The sequence below is a fragment of the Rhodococcus sp. NPDC058532 genome (assembly GCF_042719255.1).
Classification (GTDB): domain Bacteria; phylum Actinomycetota; class Actinomycetes; order Mycobacteriales; family Mycobacteriaceae; genus Rhodococcus_G.
Genome location: NZ_JBHXNU010000001.1, coordinates 68,686 through 84,855, shown reverse-complemented (window position 1 = coordinate 84,855; position 16,170 = coordinate 68,686). Strand labels below are relative to the sequence as shown.

The following is a 16,170-nucleotide window of genomic DNA, read 5'->3' as shown; positions in this document are numbered from 1 at the left end:
CTCAGAACACACCCTTCGGCGACTTCGGCGCACGGGCGAGCACGTCGTCGGAGACGGTGACGCTAAGCCGGTTCAGCTCGCCCGCCTTCAACTCCGGTGTGCGCTGCGCGGCGTCGAGGAAGCGGTCCTGCTCGGCGCGGGCGATGACGCCGTCGGCGAGGGTCCGGAACTTCGCGATGTACTGCTCGCGCGCGAAGGGACGCGCACCCAGCGGATGCGCGTCCGCGATCGCGAGTTCGTCGACTATCACCTCACCGCTTTTCAGGGTGACCTCGGCGCGCGCACCGAACGCCTTCTCATTCGGGTCGGCGGAGTGGTATCGGCGCGTCCACTCCGGGTCCTCGGCGGTGGAGATCTTCGTCCACAACTCAATCGTGTCGGGGCGCTGCGCCCGGTCAGGAGCGTAGGACCGCTCGTGGTGCCAGGTCCCGTCCTGCAGCGCCACCGCGAAGATGTACATGATCGAGTGGTCGAGGGTCTCGCGAGACGCCGCTGGGTCGAACTTCTGCGGATCGTTCGATCCGGTGCCGATCACGTAGTGGGTGTGGTGGCTGGTGTGCAGCACGATCGACGTGATCTGGCTCAGGTCGCCGATCCGCTCGCGCAAGCGGAACGCCAGGTCGATCGGGGCCTGGCTCTGGTACTCGGCCGAATGCTCCTTGGTGTAGGTGTCGAGGATGCCGCGCTTGGCCTCGCCCGGTCCGGGCAACGGCACGTTGTACTCCGCATTCGGGCCACCGAGCAGCCAGGCGATGACGCCGTCCTCGCCCTCCCAGATCGGGGATGGCGCACCCTCGCCACGCATCGCCCGGTCCACGGCCTCGACGGCCATCTTGCCGGCAAAGGCCGGTGCGTACGCCTTCCAGCTGGAGATCTCCCCCTTGCGGGACTGCCGGGTCGCGGTGGTGGTGTGCAGCGCCTGCCCGACGGCCTGGTAAATGGTCTCGGTGTCGAGTCCGAGGAGGGTGCCGATCCCGGCGGCCGCGGCGGGTCCGAGGTGCGCAACGTGGTCGATCTTGTGCTCATGCAGGCAGATCGCACGAACCAGGTCGACCTGGATCTCGTAGCCGGTGGCGAGGCCGCGGATCAGGTCGTTGCCGCTGCGGCCAGCATGCTGAGCGACCGCGAGGATCGGCGGGATGTTGTCGCCGGGGTGCGAGTACTCGGCGGCAAGGAAGGTGTCGTGAAAGTCGAGTTCGCGAACAGCGACCCCATTGGCCCAGGCGGCCCACTCCGGGGAGAAGGTGCCGGGCACGCCGAACACCGCCGCGCCGGGACGGTACGGGTGCGTCAGTGCCTGGGCCCGCGCGTTGGCGACCGGGCGGCGCGTCAGCGAGGCCGCGGCGACCGAGGCGTTGTCGATGATCCGATTGACCACCATGTCTGCGGTGTCCGCGGGTACCGCGACGGGATCGGTCGCAACCTCGGCGATCTTCCACGCGAGATGCTCGTGCTTCGGGAAGTCCTCGGCGGAGCGATGGGTGCGAACGGGATGCGTCTTCACGATGATGTCCTCCGATGGTGGCGACGTCTGACACTGAGTTCTCAACCGGTAGAAGGCCGATCGAGGGCGATATCCACAACCTAGGGAGGAACCGGTACCACCGGAAGGGACTGAACGTGCGAAATTCGGTGGTGCGTGTCGGCGCATTCTGCGAATGGTGCAAATTCGCGGGGCGGCGCCGGTCCTGGGTCTCGGTTCGGTTGCCAGCGGCCGCTAGAGTCGTCGGTGCAGTTGGTTCGCCGCCTCGGTCCAGCTCGACGATCGGTCGGCACTTGGCCTCGACCCCGAAGGACGCCACCATGCAGAAGGTCTACGGCGGGCCGCGACTGCGTCGGCTGCGGGAGGAACGCGGACTGACGCAGTTGGAGCTGGCCCGAACGCTCGATCTCTCGGCGAGCTACGTCAATCAGTTGGAAAACGATCAGCGCCCCTTGACCGTTCCGGTCCTGCTCAAGCTGACCGCCAGCTTCGACCTCGATCCTCAGTTCTTCGCGGCCGATCAGGACGCACGGCTGGCGGCCGATCTCCACGACGTGCTCCGAGCGATCGGGTCCGGCACCCCCGGTGCGGCCGCGGTGGACGAGTTGGTCGCGCGGATGCCGGAGATCGGCGCCGCGTTGGTCGGCGTCCACCGCCGGTTGCTGGCCGCGACCGAACGGCTGGAGCAGTACAGCGCTTCCCTGTCCGCGCCGTCGGAGGCGACGACGGAACCTTTGGTACCCCTGCCGTTCGAAGAGGTTCGAGACTTCTTCTACGACAGGCACAATCACATTGCCGAGCTCGACGACGCCGCCGAGCTGATGTTCACCGCGAGCGGCCTGCGCCCCGGCTCCCTCGACACTCAGCTGACTGCGTTGCTCGAATCGGAACACGCCATCGTCGTCCGGTTGCGCACCGATCCGCCGGAGAATCCTGGTCCGAAACGTTCCTACGACGAGGCGAACCGCATCCTGACCCTGTCCCGGCACCTGACACCCGGGCAGCGGGCGTTCCAGATCGCAACCCAGCTCGCCTTTCTCACCCAGGCGACCACGATCGACGATCTCGTCGCGTCAGCAGCCGGGCTCGGCGAGGGGTCCCGCGAGGTGGCGAAGATCGGGCTGGCGAACTATTTCGCCGGGGCACTGCTGTTGCCGTACACCATGTTCCTCGACGCGGCGGAACGGTTGCACTACGACATCGAGATGCTGTCATTGCAGTTCGAGGTCGGCTTCGAGACGATCTGCCACCGGCTCTCGACGATGCAACGACCGACCCGGCGCGGAATCCCGCTCTTCTTCGTCCGCACCGACCGGGCGGGCAACATATCGAAACGCCAGTCCGCCACGGCATTTCATTTCTCCCGTATCGGGGGCAGCTGCCCACTGTGGGTGGTGCACGACGCGTTCGCGACGCCGGGCCGGATCCGCACCCAGGTCGCACAGATGCCGGACGGGCGAACGTACCTGTGGGTGGCCCGCACCACGGACGACGACCCCCGCCCGTACGGCACCGCGCGGCGTAGCTTCGCGATCGGGTTGGGCTGCGACATCACACATGCCGACCGTCTCGTGTACTCCCGGGGACTGCGCATCGATGAGCAGATGTCGCCGGATCCGATCGGCGCCGGATGCAAGATCTGCGAGCGCACCGACTGCGCGCAACGGGCGTTCCCGCAGATCGGGCGGCCAGTCTGGGTGGACCTGAATCTCAGCTCCCGGCAACCGTATCCACAGACGCCGTAGCGAACCCTCACGACGCGGCCCCTGTGCGCGGTCTCGGCAGCGGGGGCCACCGAGACCGCGCACAGGTACCGCAGGCGCCTACAGTGCGGCGCGCACCACGACGGTAGCGTCGACCATGTTCTTCAGCGACGCCTCGACCTCGACCGGGCCGCGGGTCTTCAGGCCGCAGTCGGGGTTGACCCACAGCCGCTCCGCGGGGACGGCCGCCAGTGCCTCACGAAGCGACGCGGTGATCTCCTCGACACCGGGAACGCGCGGGGAGTGGATGTCGTAGACGCCGGGGCCGACACCCAGGCCGAAGCCGGCCGCGTTCAGGTCGTCGAGGACCTCCATGTGCGAGCGGGCCGCCTCGATCGAGGTGACATCGGCGTCGAGTCCGGCTATGGCGTCGACAACCTCACCGAACTCGGAATAGCACAGGTGGGTGTGGATCTGGGTCTCGTCCCGGACGCCCGAGCTCGACAGCACGAACGACCCGACCGACCAGTCCAGGTACTCCTGCTGGTCCGCCTTGCGCAGCGGCAGCAGCTCACGCAGGGCCGGCTCGTCGATCTGGATGATCGCGGTGCCTGCGGCCTCAAGGTCGACGGCCTCATCCCGGATCGCGAGCGCAATCTGTCGAGCGCTGTCGGCGAGCGGCTGGTCGTCGCGGACGAACGACCACGCCAGGATCGTCACGGGACCGGTGAGCATGCCCTTGACCGGCTTCTCGCTCAGCGTCTGGGCGTAGCCGGTCCAGTCGACGGTCATCGGCTTCGGCCGGGACACGTCACCGAACAGGATCGGCGGGCGGACGCAGCGCGACCCGTAGGACTGCACCCAGGCCAACTCGGTGGCCGCGAAGCCGTCGAGCTGCTCCGCGAAGTACTGCACCATGTCATTGCGTTCCGGCTCGCCGTGCACCAGCACGTCGATGCCCAGTTTCTCCTGCAGCGCAACAACATCCGCGATCTCGGTACGCATACGCGAGACGTACTCGTCGGAGTCGATCTCGCCGGACCGCAGGGCGGCGCGGGCGACGCGGATGCTCGACGTCTGCGGGTAGGAACCGATCGTGGTGGTCGGCAGCAGCGGCAGTCCGAGCTTCTCGGCCTGCACGACGCGACGCTGGTCGGCGGGCGAACGACCGGCCGCGGTCAGCGCCTGCGCGACGCGGGCACGGATCTCGTCGTTACGCAGCCGCGGATCGCCCTGCCGCGACGCGACGGCCGCCGCGGAGGCGGCGAACGCGTCGGCGGCGGCGCGCGTGCCCTGGGCCAGCTCCGTCGCCAGCGCGACGACCTCGATGACCTTCTCGTCCGCGAACGCCAGCCAGGAGCGCAGCGCGTCGTCGAGGCCGGTCTCCGCCGCGAGGCTGTACGGGACGTGCAGCAGCGAGCACGACGTGGAGACGGCGAGCGCACCGGCGGACCCGAGCAGGGCGTCGAGCGAGGCCACCGCCTTCTCGAGGTCGGTCCGCCAGACGTTGCGGCCGTCGACGACGCCCGCCACCACCAGCTTGTCGGCCAATGCGGGCACCGCCGCGAGCGCGTCGGCATCGCCGTGCACGAGGTCCACCGCGATCGCCTCGACGGCGGTGCTCGCCAGTGCGGGCAGGGCGGGGCCGAGGTTGCCGAAGTAGGACGCGACGAGGATCGCGGGACGCTCCGTCAGGCCCGACAGTCGTTCGTAGACCCGGCGCGCGGTCTCGATCTCGGCGTCGGTGCGGTCCTGGACCAGCGACGGCTCGTCGAGCTGCACCCACCCGGCCCCGGCGGCGGCGAGGCGTCCGAGCAGGTCCTCGTACAGCGGAAGCAGGTCGTCGATGCGGCCGAGCAGGCCGTCGGCACCGTCGACGCCCTTCGACAGCAGCAGGAAGGTGACCGGTCCGATGACGACCGGACGGGCGGGTACGCCCTCGGCGATCGCCTCGTCCAGCTCGCCGAGCACCTTGGAGGCGTCGAGCTCGAACGTGGTGCCGGGCCCGATCTCGGGCACGAGGTAGTGGTAGTTCGTGTCGAACCACTTCGTCATCTCGAGTGGCGCGACGTCCGCGGTGCCGCGGGCGGCGGCAAAGTACCGGTCGAGCGGATCGGCGATGCCGCGGACGCGCTCCGGCAGTGCACCGAGCATCGCGGCGGTGTCGAGGACCTGGTCGTAGTAGGAGAACGTGTTGACGGGCACCGAGTCGATGCCGGCCGCGAGGAGGCCGGTCCAGGTCTGCGCGCGGAGGGTGCGTGCGACCTCGTCGAGTCCGGCACGGTCGAGGCGACCGGCCCAGTAGGACTCGATGGCGCGTTTGAGTTCGCGGCGGGGCCCGATCCGCGGCGAGCCCAGCACGGTCGCGGTGAAGCGTGGCTGATCAGAAGGTGTAGCGGTCACGAAACTGCTCCATGGCGTACGTAGGTGTGGCCGTCACCGGCAGACGGGTACACCTGACGAAGCCCTGCCACGGAACGTGGCTGTGCCGCCCATCCTGGGCGGAGCAGTGCCGCATACAGGTCCACCCGCCCTGTCCACGAGGCGACGAACCGCCGGGCACGGCGTGCCCGGCGCAGAGGGCAGGTCTTCGGACTCGCGGGCACCGGGCCGTGTCCGACCCGACCTACTGGCCGTCGCTTCCCGGGCTCTCACCCAGTGCGTGTGACGGCGGTCGTTCCTGCATACCGCTGCGGGACAGTCCCGGATTCTCACCGGGTTCCCTCTCACCCCGGGCCGGAGCATGCCCGACCGGGATTCGACGCCGCGCCGAAGTACTTCGGGGCTCCTCATGACCGGGACGCGGCAAACCGACTGCACCGACCACGATAGCCGCCCGCGGACCCGCATCGGACCCTGGTCGGTCCGGCGCACACCAGCGTTCCCCGACCGCGGCCGATAGGGTCGAAATCATGAGCCTCGACATCACCACCACCCCCGCCTGGCAGACGCTGCGCACGCACCACGAGTCGGTTGCCGACCGACAGCTGCGTGAGCTGTTCGCCGAGGATCCGGGCCGGGGCACCGAGCTCACCGTCACCGCCGGTGACCTGTACATCGACTACAGCAAGCATCGGGTGGAGCGGGAGACACTGCGCCTGCTGGTCGAGGTGGCGCGCGCGGCAGGCGTCGAGGAGCGGCGCGACGCGATGCTGCGCGGCGAGCATGTCAACACCTCCGAGGACCGCGCGGTCCTGCATACCGCGTTGCGACTGCCGCGGGACGCGCGGCTGATCGTGGACGGCCAGGACGTGGTGGCGGACGTGCACGAGGTCCTCGACCGGATGGGCGGGTTCACCGACCGGCTCCGGTCGGGCGAGTGGCGCGGCGCCACCGGCGAGCGGATCACCACGGTCGTCAACCTCGGCATCGGCGGCTCCGACCTGGGTCCGGTGATGGCGTTCCGGGCGCTGCGCCACTACGTCGACTCCGGCGTCACCGCACGGTTCGTCTCCAACATCGACCCCGCCGACCTGGTCGGCAAGCTGGCAGGCCTGGACCCGGCGACGACGCTGTTCATCGTGGCCTCGAAGACGTTCTCCACGCTGGAGACACTCACCAACGCGACGGCCGCCCGCCGCTGGCTGGTGGCGGCGCTCGGCGAGGAGGCGGTGCCGAAGCATTTCGTCGCGGTCTCGACGAACGCCGATCGGGTCGCCGAGTTCGGCATCGACCCGGCCAACATGTTCGGGTTCTGGGACTGGGTGGGGGGCCGCTACTCGGTGGACTCGGCGGTCGGGTTGTCGCTGATGTGCGTGATCGGCCGGGACGCCTTCGGCGAGTTCCTGTCCGGATTCCACCTGATCGACCGGCACTTTGCCGAGCAGCCACTCGAGTCGAACGCCCCGGTCCTGCTCGGCATGATCGGCCTCTGGTACTCGAGCTTCTTCGGCGCGGATTCGCGTGCGGTGCTGCCGTATTCGAACGACCTCGGCCGCTTCGCCGCCTACCTCCAGCAGCTGACGATGGAGTCGAACGGCAAGTCGGTGCGGGCCGACGGGTCCCCGGTGTCGACGCCGACCGGGGAGATCTTCTGGGGTGAACCGGGCACCAACGGCCAGCACGCCTTCTACCAACTGCTGCACCAGGGCACCCGGCTGGCGCCCGCCGACTTCATCGGATTCGCCGAACCCACCGACGATCTCGCCACCATCGACGGCGTCGGGTCGATGCACGACGTGCTGATGAGCAACCTGTTCGCCCAGACGAAGGTCCTCGCGTTCGGCCGGACCGCCGAGGAGATCGCTGCGGAAGGAACCGACCCGGAACTGGTGCCGCACAAGGTGATGCCGGGCAACCGACCGTCGACGACAATCCTCGCGCCGAGGATCACGCCGTCCGTGCTCGGCCAGCTGATCGCGCTGTACGAGCATCAGGTGTTCGTGGAGGGTGTGGTGTTCGGGATCGACTCGTTCGACCAGTGGGGCGTCGAACTCGGCAAGGTGCAGGCACTCGAACTCGAGCCGGTCCTCACCGCAGCGGACGCCCCGCAGCCGCAGTCCGACTCGTCGACCGACACCCTGGTGCGCTGGTACCGCGGTAGGCGCGGGCGCGCGGTCTGAGCGCCGTCGGGTCGCCCGTCACGCGGCGTGCCCGTGCGGCGGCAGGTGCAGCCAGGCGTCGGTGGTCCGCACGCTGCCGTGCCGGTAGGCGACCCGCGCGGCCAGATCGTTCTCGGTGAGCCAGCGCAGCGCCGCGACGCCCCGCCCGACCGCAGCCATCGCCGCCGCGTAGGCCCACAGTCCGTCGTCCGCGATCACGGTGACGCAGTCGACTCCCGGGTCCGGCCCGTCGGACGAGACGGCGGGCGCCCTGGCCGACGCCATCGCGGAGCCCGCCCGCACCTCGACACGGTCCGCGCCCCCGGCCCGCCGAGCGACGCCCGTCTCGACCTGCCACCCGCCGATCGGGCAGTGCCCCCAGGTCGCGACGACGTCGTCGACCCGCACCAGCACCCCGCACTCGAGGTCGTCGGCGGCGCGGCGGGCCACCCGATGCGCGGTCCCGGCCTTCGCGGTCGCGGTGAGGTCGAGGAACGTGCCGAACGGTGCGAAGACGGTGTCGCCATCGACCCGCACGTCGTGGAAGCACGGGGCGATCGGGACCGCGCCGATCGGATCTCGGGTCTCGATCGACACCGGTGTCACCGCACCGCCCGTCATCCGGGCCGCCCACAGGGCAGCACGAATCAGACCGCCGAGTTCGGTGCTGACCCGGACGGGGGTGCCCTGCGCCTGGTTGAGGCGGTGGATCTCCGCATCCCCGCTCCCGAGGTCGCAGACGGCCTTCACCTGCGTCATCGCGGCCTCCGTCAGCGCAGCCGCATCGGCGAGGGCCGCCCACTCGGTGACCCGCACCTCGACTTCGCTCCCCCACATCTTCCACACCGAACTCGGGGCCATCACACTGCACTCCACGACGATTCGACAATGCCACCCGCGGCCGGACGGGTGTTGAACCTCCAGTATGCGCCCCGTTCCTGTGGATGAACTGAAGGAATTCCGTGGGCACTCTACGGTGGTCCCATGCCGCAAGCAGCAGCGAACGAGTACGACGTCGTCGTCATCGGCGGCGGCCCGGCCGGCGAGATCGCCGCACAGTATGCCGTCGCGGGTTCCGACCGGACCGCCGTGATCGTCGAGCACGAACTGCTCGGCGGCGAGTGCTCGTACTGGGCTTGCATGCCCAGCAAGGCGTTGCTCCGTCCCGGGTCCGTCCGCGGTTCCGCGCGAGCGATGCCCGGGGTGCGGGAACCGCTGGGAGACAGCGCGCTCGACGTCCCGGCGGTGCTCGCGCGGCGGGACACCTTCACCTCCCATCATGACGACGCCGGGCAGGTCCGCTGGGCGGCCGGGGTCGGCGTCGACGTGATCCGCGGGGCGGGCCGGGTGACCGGCGAACGCACCGTCGAGGTCACCGGGGCGGACGGGGCCCGGACCGTGCTGGCCCGCTGCGCCGTCGTCCTCGCCACCGGATCGACCGCGACCGTCCCCGCCACCCCGGGACTGCGGGAGGCGCTGCCGTGGACGTCCCGCGACGCAACCAACCTGGTCGACGTTCCGGAGCGGATCGCGATCGTCGGCGGCGGCGTCGTCGCCTGCGAGGCCGCGACCTGGCTGCTCGACCTCGGGGCCAGCGAGGTGACGCTCCTGGTCCGCGGGCCCGGCCTGCTGACGACGGCGGAACCGTTCGCCGGGGACGCCGTTGCTGCCGCACTCCGGTCCCGCGGGGTGGCGGTCCGGACGGGCACCGAGGTGGCATCGGTGCACCGGGACGCACCACGCGACACCGGCATCGGCCGGATCCACGGCGGACCGGTGACCCTCACCCTCCGCGACGGCACCGACCTGCCGGTGGACGAGGTGCTCGTCGCGGCAGGACGCAGGCCTGCCACCGGTGACCTCGGCCTGTCCACACTCGGGATCGACACCCTCCGCACCGACGATCACCTCACCGTCGTCGGGGCACCCGGCGAGTGGCTGTACGCGGTCGGCGACGCCGCCGGGCGCACGCCCCTGACCCACATGGGCAAGTACCACGGCCGGGTCTGCGGCGACGTGATTGCCGCCCGCGCCGAGTCCCGGCCGATCGACGGGTCCCGGCACGCGGCGACCTCCGACCGGGCCGCCGTCCCGCAGGTGGTGTTCACCACCCCGGAGGTCGCCTCGGTCGGCCGGACCGAGCAGGACGCCCGCACAGCGGGTTTCGATGTGGAGACAGTCGAGCTGGACATCGCCGTCGCCGGATCCTCCCTGGCCCGAGACGACTTCGCCGGGCACGCGAAGCTCGTCATCGACCGCGCATCCGACACCCTGCTCGGGGCGACGTTCGTGGGCACCGAGGTCGCCGAACTGCTACACGCCGCCACCGTCGCGGTCGTCGGATCGGTGCCCCTGGACACCCTGTGGCACGCGGTTCCCGCCTACCCGACGGTCGCCGAGGTGTGGCTGCGCCTGCTGGAGGCACGCCGTGGCTGATCCCCTGGTCGTCACCACCGCCGACGGGCCGGTGCAGGGCCGTGAACAGCACGGGTTGCGGTCGTGGCGCGGGATCCCCTACGCGACCCCACCGGTCGGCGACCTGCGCCTGCGGTCTCCCCAGCCGCTCACCCCATGGACGGCGGTACGCGACGCCACCGAATTCGGTTGTGCGCCCCCGCAGTCGGGGCGGATGGCCGGGCCGGGTCGGTCCGGTGAGGACTGTCTGACCCTGAACGTTCTCACCCCAGCGACCCCGAGCATCGAACCCCGGCCCGTGCTGGTGTTCATCCACGGCGGCGCATACAGCGGCGGAGCGGCGTCCACCCCGCTGTACCGCGGTGACGCGCTCGTCCGCCGCGGCGACATCGTGTACGTCTCGATCGGCTACCGCCTCGGCGCACTCGGCTATCTCGACTTCACCGCCCTCTCCTCACCCCGGCGGCGATTCGACTCCAATCTCGGCCTGCGTGATCAGATCGCGGCGCTGCAGTGGGTGCAGCGCAACATCGCCGCGTTCGGTGGCGACCCCGAGAACGTCACGGTGTTGGGGGAGTCATCCGGAGCCAACGCCGTCACCACCCTGATGTGCACGCCGGCCGCGGCCGGACTGTTCCGGCAGGCGATCGCCGAAAGCCCGCCCGCCGCATCCGCGTACGGCCGCGACCGCGCCAAGGCGTGGTCGGCGGAGTTCCTCGAGCTGCTCGGTGCGGACGGCGACCCCGTCCGGGCCCTCACCGAGGCCACTCCCGAGGCGATGGTCCGTGCAGGCGACGCCCTCGTCGCGCGCGGCGCCGACGAGGCGCCGGGGACCCGCGCGTTCGCACCGGTCGTGGACGGGGACCTGCTGCCCCGGCATCCGCTCGACGCGTTCGCCGCCGGTCATGCGCATCCGGTGCCGCTGATCGTCGGCACCAACGCCAACGAGGGCACGATGTTCCCGCGCTTCCTCGACATCATCCCCACCGACCCGGTGCGGATCGAGAAGATGTTCGCCGAGACACAGCCGCGGGTGAGGGCACGCATCCTCACCGCCTACCCCCGCTACCCTGGGCGGCGCGCCGCGGTGCAACTCGGCGGCGACGTCACCTTCTGGGAGCCGTCGATCCTCGTCGCGCAGGGACACACCGCAACCGCCCCGACCTACTCCTACCGCTATGACTTCGCACCGAACCTGCTGCGCTGGACCGGGTTCGGCGCAACGCACGCCACCGAACTGCTCGCGGTATTCGGAGCGGTCGACCACCCGCTCGGGAAGGCCGCGTCCGCGCTCGGCGGGAGGGACGGCCTGCGCATGGTCACCAACATCGTGCAAACGCACTGGCTGCACTTCGCCAGGTACGGCAGGCCACGGGACACCTGGCCGCGGTACAGCATCGAGAACCGGGAAACGCTGATCGTCGATGCCCCCGCCCGCATCGAGCACGACCCGGACGGGGACAAGCGCCGGGCGTGGGTGGACTACCGGCACCGCCGGTGAGGTTGGACTACCGGCACCGCCGGTGAGGGTGCGCGTCAAGATCCGCGGCGGCCGCCGTCAAGGTCGCGTCAACGGCATTGCGATACGCCGCGGCCGCGCCGGATGCTCATTCCCGGGACGTCCCCGTCCCGTCCACTGTTCGATGCACTGACACAGGAGAGCACTGATGGGTTCCGCCGAGATCATTCCGTTCCTCGACTTCGCCGCCGACTTCACCGGCGCGGCGAGCGACCTGCTTGGCGCGGTGAGCTTCTTCACCGGTTCCGCCGGGGCGGCCGAGGAACTCGCCGGGTAGCGGACCCGACACCGCCGCACCAATGATTCGAGTGGGGCCCCGGCCGGGACCCCACTCGAATCATGTGCGCCGGAGACCGTGGAATCGCCACGATCTCGGGTGGGTTGGTTCGCGAGTGCTATTCCCCCGCACCGTTGTTCGGGTTGGTGCAGATGGTGCCCTCGCACGGCACCGCCTCCCCGTCGCCATTCGGGTTCTCCATCACCGCGCCGCCGTTCTCCTGCGGGTCCGTGCCTGCACCGTGATCCGGGTTGGTGCAGATGGTCCCCTCACACGGCACGTAGTTGCCGCTGCCATCCGGGTTCGGGATCGCATTCGGCCCGACGAAGCTCCCGGCCGGGCAGCCCGGATCCTCGTTCTGCGCACAGTATTCCGCGGTCAGGTTGTTGCCGGTCGAGCCGTCCGCCCCGACCGGGCCCGCCGCCGGGGTCGGGACCTGCGTCGGTGGAACCGCCCCGTGGTGCGGCACCTCGGATGCCGGGACCGGCACCCCGGCAGGGGCCTGCGCAGGCGCGGACGCCGGTGTCGTGGTGGTGGTCGTCGCTGCGGCCGTCGTGGTGGTGGTTGTTGTTGGTGTCGGCGTGGTGGTTGTCGGCGTCGAGTCGTCGCTGCCGCAGCCCGCGGTGAACAGTGCCGCGCTCACGGCGATGATGCCGATCATGGTCCGTCCGAACAAGAGTGCACCTCCCGAGTTGCCACCCTGCCCGGTGCAGGGCCGACCCGAACGGTAGCCCGGCCTCCCCCGAAATCGGGGGAACCGGACCGTTCGGGTCACTTCAGCAGTTTCGACATCCGCCGGTCCGCGAGGACCTTACCGCCGGTCTGGCAGGTCGGGCAGTACTGGAAGGACCGGTCCGCGAACGAGACCTCGCGCACCGTGTCCCCGCAGACCGGGCAGGGCAGCCCGGTGCGGGCATGCACCCGCATCCCGGAACGCTTCTCCCCCTTGAGCCGAGCCGCGTCCTGGCCGACCGACCGGGTGACGGCGTCGCCGAGCACCGAGCGCATCACCGCGTGCAGCATGGAAACCTGCTCCGGCGACAACTTGTTCGCCGTCGCAAACGGCGAGAGCCGCGCCTCGTGCAAGATTTCGTCGGAGTAGGCGTTGCCGATCCCGGCAAGCAACGACTGGTCGGTGAGCACGTTCTTGATCCGCGCCGCCGACCTCGACAACAGGTTCGCGAGCGCGGTATCGGTGACGTCGAGCGCGTCCGGCCCGAGCCTCGCGACGCCGGGCACCTCGGCGGGGGTGCGCACCAACCAGACCGCAAGCCGCTTCTGGGTTCCGGCCTCGGTGAGGTCGATCGCGGGGGTGGTGCCGTCCGGTGCGAACAGGTGCAGTCGCAACGCCAGCGGACCCTTCCCCGGTTTCGGCGGCGTCTGGCCGGGGTTGTCCTGCCAGCGCAGCCAGCCTGCCCGGGAGAGGTGCGTGATCAGCCACAGCCCGTCCTCCGCGCCGCAGCGCAGGCCGAGGTGCTTGCCGAACCTGGCGGCGCCGCTGATGTCGCGGCCCTGCAGGTCGCCGATCGGCGGGTCGAATGTCTTCAGCACACTCAGCGCGGCCACGTCGACCCGTCCGATCACCGCGCCGACCGCGTGGTCGCGCAGGAACTGGGCCAGGGCTTCCACCTCGGGCAGTTCGGGCATGCCCCCAGCCTAGGGGCGTCCCGGTGTCAGCGCCTGCGGACCAGGTAGGTGTCCATGATCCAGCCCTTGCGCTCCCGCAGCTCGGCCCGCACCCGGACGATCTCCTGCGACACCTCGCGCAGGTCCCCGGCGATCAGCGTCTCGTCGGGGGTGCCGAGGTAGGCGCCCCACCAGATGTCCCAGTCCCCGCCGAGGGTGGTGAAGCTGTTCTCCGCGTCGAGCATCACCACCGCGTCCCGGACGCCGTCGGGCAAACCCTCCCGCAGCCGCCGTCCGGTGGTGGTCAGCACCGGTTCCCCGATCCGGTTGAGCACGATGCGGTGCTGCGCGGCCAGCGACGACACGCTCGTCACGCCGGGGATCACCGTGTAGGCGAAGTCGACGACGCCGCGGCCGAGCACCCGCTCGACGATCCGCAGCGTGCTGTCGTACAGCGACGGGTCCCCCCACACCAGGATCGCGCCGACCCCGTCCACCGCCGCGAAGGCCTCCTCGAAGATCGCGGCGCGGCGGTCGTGCCAGTCGTCGACGACGCCCTCGTAGTTGCTCGGGGTCCGATCGCGGGGCGGGTCGACGATGTCGACGATCCGGTAGTCGCCACGCATGTGCTCGTCGAGCAGGCCTGTGCGCAGGTCGACGAGGTCCTGCTTCTCCTCGCCCTTGCCGATGACGAAGAACACCTCGGCCCGGTTCATGGCCTTGACTGCCTGGATCGTCACCTGGTCGGGGTCACCGGCGCCGACGCCGATCACGAGGAGTTCACGCATAGGCGCAGGCTAGCGCCCGTGAGTCCTTCCGGTCCTTCACGGGGCCGGAAGGACTCACGGGCGGCGGAGCCGCCTAGAATGGCCGCCGTGCACACCCCGTACGAAGACCTGCTCCGGCTCGTCATGGACACCGGGACCCCGAAGGCGGACCGGACGGGCACCGGGACCCGCAGCGTGTTCGGTCACCAGATGCGCTTCGACCTGCGCGAGGGCTTCCCGCTGGTCACCACCAAGAAGGTGCACCTCAAGTCGATCGTGTACGAGCTGCTGTGGTTCCTGCGCGGCGACTCCAACGTCGGCTGGCTGCGCGAGCACGGCGTCACGATCTGGGACGAGTGGGCGGACGCCGACGGTGAGCTCGGCCCGGTGTACGGCGTGCAGTGGCGGTCCTGGCCGACCCCGGACGGCGAGCACATCGACCAGATCACCAAGGTCATCGAGACCCTGCGAACGAACCCGGATTCGCGGCGGATGATCGTCTCGGCGTGGAACGTCGCCGACCTGGACGCGATGGCGCTGCAGCCGTGCCACGCGTTCTTCCAGTTCTACGTCGCGGAGGGGAAGCTCAGCTGCCAGCTGTATCAGCGCAGCGCGGACCTGTTCCTCGGGGTGCCGTTCAACATCGCCAGCTACGCGCTGCTCACCCACATGGTCGCGCAGCAGACCGGTCTTGAGGTCGGCGAGTTCATCTGGACCGGCGGCGACTGCCACATCTACGACAACCATCTCGACCAGGTCACCGAGCAGTTGTCGCGCGACCCGTACCCGTACCCGACGCTGGCGCTGCACAAGCGGGACTCGATCTTCGACTACACCTTCGACGACGTGCAGATCACCGGCTACCGGCACCACCCCGCCATCAAGGCACCGGTGGCGGTGTGATGCTCGGCGCGATCTGGGCGCAGGCCCGCGGCGGCGTGATCGGCAGGGGCAACACCATCCCGTGGCGGATCCCCGAGGACATGGCCGCCTTCAAGGCGGTCACCAGCGGACACCCGGTGATCATGGGCAGACGGACCTGGGACTCGCTGCCGCCGCGGTTCCGGCCGCTGGTCGATCGCCGGAACATCGTCGTCACCCGGGACCGGGACTGGTCCGCGGACGGCGCCGAGGTCGTGCACTCCGTCGACGACGCGATCACCCTGGCCGCCGACAACCACGAGGCGTGGGTCATCGGCGGCGGCGAGATCTACGCCGCCGCGCTCGGCCGGGCAGATCGGCTGGTCGTCACCGAGGTCGACCTCGACGTGGACGGCGACGCGTACGCCCCCGCGCTCGGCCCCGAGTGGGTCGCGTTGAGCACCGGCGACTGGCAGGAGTCGAGCCGCGACGGCACCCGATTCCGCTTCGTCACCTACGCCCGAGCCTGAGCGTCCCGGCGAGTTCTCCGCCGCCCGGCGCAGGGTGGGCCATACTGCAGGGGCAGGACCTCCCAGTCGGTCTTTCCCAGCGAGAGGCAGCCCCATGGACAAGAAGTCGCTGACCGCCGTTGCGCGGCAACAACTCAAGCTCGCCAACGCCGCGTCCAGCGGACGGAGTTCGCAGACGATCTACGGCGGCCATCAGCGCAGCCTGCGGCAGACCGTCGTCGCGCTGACCGCCGGGCAGGAGCTCGCCGAGCACGACTCCCCCGGCGAGGCAACGCTCCTGGTGCTCAGCGGCACCCTCACCCTGATCGCGGGCGACGACTCCTGGAAGGGATCGACCGGCGACCTGCTGGTGATCCCCGCCGTCCGGCACCGCGTCGAGGCGGTCGAGGACGTTGCCTTCCTGCTGACCGTCGCGAAGTAGCCACCCGCAACGGCCGGAGGTTGTCCG

At 70.2% G+C, this 16,170-nt stretch carries 14 protein-coding genes and 1 riboswitch; of the genes, 8 read left to right on the top strand and 6 right to left on the bottom strand.

The genetic code is table 11. The annotated features are described in order from the left end of the window. Position 1: 1 nt before the first annotated feature. Positions 2 to 1,504: a 2-methylcitrate dehydratase PrpD gene (gene prpD / locus ACFWQG_RS00390; protein WP_378505590.1), complete on the bottom strand. Its 1,503-nt coding sequence runs from the start codon at positions 1,502 to 1,504 to the stop codon at positions 2 to 4. Between the two features lie 299 nt (positions 1,505 to 1,803). On the opposite strand from prpD, the gene ACFWQG_RS00385 reads away from it, so the two are divergent. After that, a complete protein-coding gene (locus ACFWQG_RS00385; protein WP_378505589.1) occupies positions 1,804 to 3,228 on the top strand; it encodes a short-chain fatty acyl-CoA regulator family protein in 1,425 nt (474 codons plus the stop codon). Between the two features lie 78 nt (positions 3,229 to 3,306). Here ACFWQG_RS00385 and metE read toward each other — a convergent pair whose 3' ends face one another. After that, complete coding sequence (metE, locus tag ACFWQG_RS00380; RefSeq protein WP_378505588.1) at positions 3,307 to 5,589, bottom strand: 5-methyltetrahydropteroyltriglutamate--homocysteine S-methyltransferase; 2,283 nt, start codon at positions 5,587 to 5,589, stop codon at positions 3,307 to 3,309. Positions 5,590 to 5,770: 181 nt separating this feature from the next. Continuing rightward, positions 5,771 to 5,913: riboswitch (cobalamin riboswitch) on the bottom strand. A gap of 185 nt (positions 5,914 to 6,098) precedes the next feature. Here metE and pgi point away from each other — a divergent pair. Then, complete coding sequence (gene pgi / locus ACFWQG_RS00375) at positions 6,099 to 7,748, top strand: glucose-6-phosphate isomerase (protein ID WP_378505587.1); 1,650 nt, start codon at positions 6,099 to 6,101, stop codon at positions 7,746 to 7,748. An 18-nt stretch (positions 7,749 to 7,766) separates the two neighbouring features. Here pgi and ACFWQG_RS00370 read toward each other — a convergent pair whose 3' ends face one another. Continuing rightward, a complete protein-coding gene (locus ACFWQG_RS00370; RefSeq protein ID WP_378505586.1) occupies positions 7,767 to 8,588 on the bottom strand; it encodes an FAD:protein FMN transferase in 822 nt (273 codons plus the stop codon). Between the two features lie 123 nt (positions 8,589 to 8,711). Here ACFWQG_RS00370 and ACFWQG_RS00365 point away from each other — a divergent pair, with 123 nt between their 5' ends. The 3 genes from ACFWQG_RS00365 (at position 8,712) to ACFWQG_RS00355 (ending at position 11,938) form a co-directional block, all read left to right on the top strand. Continuing rightward, positions 8,712 to 10,163, top strand: a complete 1,452-nt coding sequence (locus ACFWQG_RS00365) for a dihydrolipoyl dehydrogenase family protein (protein WP_378505585.1) — start codon at positions 8,712 to 8,714, stop codon at positions 10,161 to 10,163. Continuing rightward, positions 10,156 to 11,643: a carboxylesterase/lipase family protein gene (locus tag ACFWQG_RS00360; RefSeq protein ID WP_378505584.1), complete on the top strand. Its 1,488-nt coding sequence runs from the start codon at positions 10,156 to 10,158 to the stop codon at positions 11,641 to 11,643. The genes ACFWQG_RS00365 and ACFWQG_RS00360 overlap by 8 nt, the downstream gene beginning before the upstream one ends. Positions 11,644 to 11,809: 166 nt before the next feature. Beyond that, a complete protein-coding gene (locus tag ACFWQG_RS00355) occupies positions 11,810 to 11,938 on the top strand; it encodes a hypothetical protein (protein ID WP_378505583.1) in 129 nt (42 codons plus the stop codon). Positions 11,939 to 12,056: 118 nt separating this feature from the next. On the opposite strand, the gene ACFWQG_RS00350 is transcribed toward ACFWQG_RS00355, so the two are convergent. From ACFWQG_RS00350 to cobF, 3 genes are all read right to left on the bottom strand, one after another. Continuing rightward, the gene (locus tag ACFWQG_RS00350) at positions 12,057 to 12,614 is read right to left on the bottom strand and encodes a hypothetical protein (RefSeq protein ID WP_378505582.1); all 558 of its coding nucleotides are present in this window, start codon (positions 12,612 to 12,614) and stop codon (positions 12,057 to 12,059) included. 95 nt (positions 12,615 to 12,709) lie between these two features. Continuing rightward, positions 12,710 to 13,585: an Fpg/Nei family DNA glycosylase gene (locus ACFWQG_RS00345; RefSeq protein WP_378505581.1), complete on the bottom strand. Its 876-nt coding sequence runs from the start codon at positions 13,583 to 13,585 to the stop codon at positions 12,710 to 12,712. A gap of 26 nt (positions 13,586 to 13,611) precedes the next feature. After that, complete coding sequence (cobF, locus tag ACFWQG_RS00340) at positions 13,612 to 14,352, bottom strand: precorrin-6A synthase (deacetylating) (protein ID WP_378505580.1); 741 nt, start codon at positions 14,350 to 14,352, stop codon at positions 13,612 to 13,614. Between the two features lie 78 nt (positions 14,353 to 14,430). Between cobF and ACFWQG_RS00335 the strand changes: the two genes are divergently transcribed. From ACFWQG_RS00335 to ACFWQG_RS00325, 3 genes are all read left to right on the top strand, one after another. Beyond that, a complete protein-coding gene (locus ACFWQG_RS00335; protein WP_378505579.1) occupies positions 14,431 to 15,234 on the top strand; it encodes a thymidylate synthase in 804 nt (267 codons plus the stop codon). Next, the gene (locus tag ACFWQG_RS00330) at positions 15,234 to 15,722 is read left to right on the top strand and encodes a dihydrofolate reductase (RefSeq protein WP_378505578.1); all 489 of its coding nucleotides are present in this window, start codon (positions 15,234 to 15,236) and stop codon (positions 15,720 to 15,722) included. Before ACFWQG_RS00335 ends, ACFWQG_RS00330 begins: the two co-directional genes overlap by 1 nt. 94 nt (positions 15,723 to 15,816) lie before the next feature. Further along, positions 15,817 to 16,143 (top strand): cupin domain-containing protein, encoded by a 327-nt coding sequence (locus ACFWQG_RS00325; protein WP_378505577.1) that lies wholly within the window; start codon positions 15,817 to 15,819, stop codon positions 16,141 to 16,143. Positions 16,144 to 16,170: the final 27 nt, after the last annotated feature.

Coding starts and splice junctions, on each gene's coding strand:
- ACFWQG_RS00385 (WP_378505589.1), top strand. CDS start 1,804: ATGCAGAAGGTCTACGGCGGGCCGCGACTGCGTCGGCTGCGGGAGGAA.
- pgi (WP_378505587.1), top strand. CDS start 6,099: ATGAGCCTCGACATCACCACCACCCCCGCCTGGCAGACGCTGCGCACG.
- ACFWQG_RS00370 (WP_378505586.1), bottom strand. CDS start 8,588: ATGGCCCCGAGTTCGGTGTGGAAGATGTGGGGGAGCGAAGTCGAGGTG.
- ACFWQG_RS00365 (WP_378505585.1), top strand. CDS start 8,712: ATGCCGCAAGCAGCAGCGAACGAGTACGACGTCGTCGTCATCGGCGGC.
- ACFWQG_RS00355 (WP_378505583.1), top strand. CDS start 11,810: ATGGGTTCCGCCGAGATCATTCCGTTCCTCGACTTCGCCGCCGACTTC.
- ACFWQG_RS00345 (WP_378505581.1), bottom strand. CDS start 13,585: ATGCCCGAACTGCCCGAGGTGGAAGCCCTGGCCCAGTTCCTGCGCGAC.
- cobF (WP_378505580.1), bottom strand. CDS start 14,352: ATGCGTGAACTCCTCGTGATCGGCGTCGGCGCCGGTGACCCCGACCAG.
- ACFWQG_RS00335 (WP_378505579.1), top strand. CDS start 14,431: ATGGCCGCCGTGCACACCCCGTACGAAGACCTGCTCCGGCTCGTCATG.
- ACFWQG_RS00330 (WP_378505578.1), top strand. CDS start 15,234: ATGCTCGGCGCGATCTGGGCGCAGGCCCGCGGCGGCGTGATCGGCAGG.
- ACFWQG_RS00325 (WP_378505577.1), top strand. CDS start 15,817: ATGGACAAGAAGTCGCTGACCGCCGTTGCGCGGCAACAACTCAAGCTC.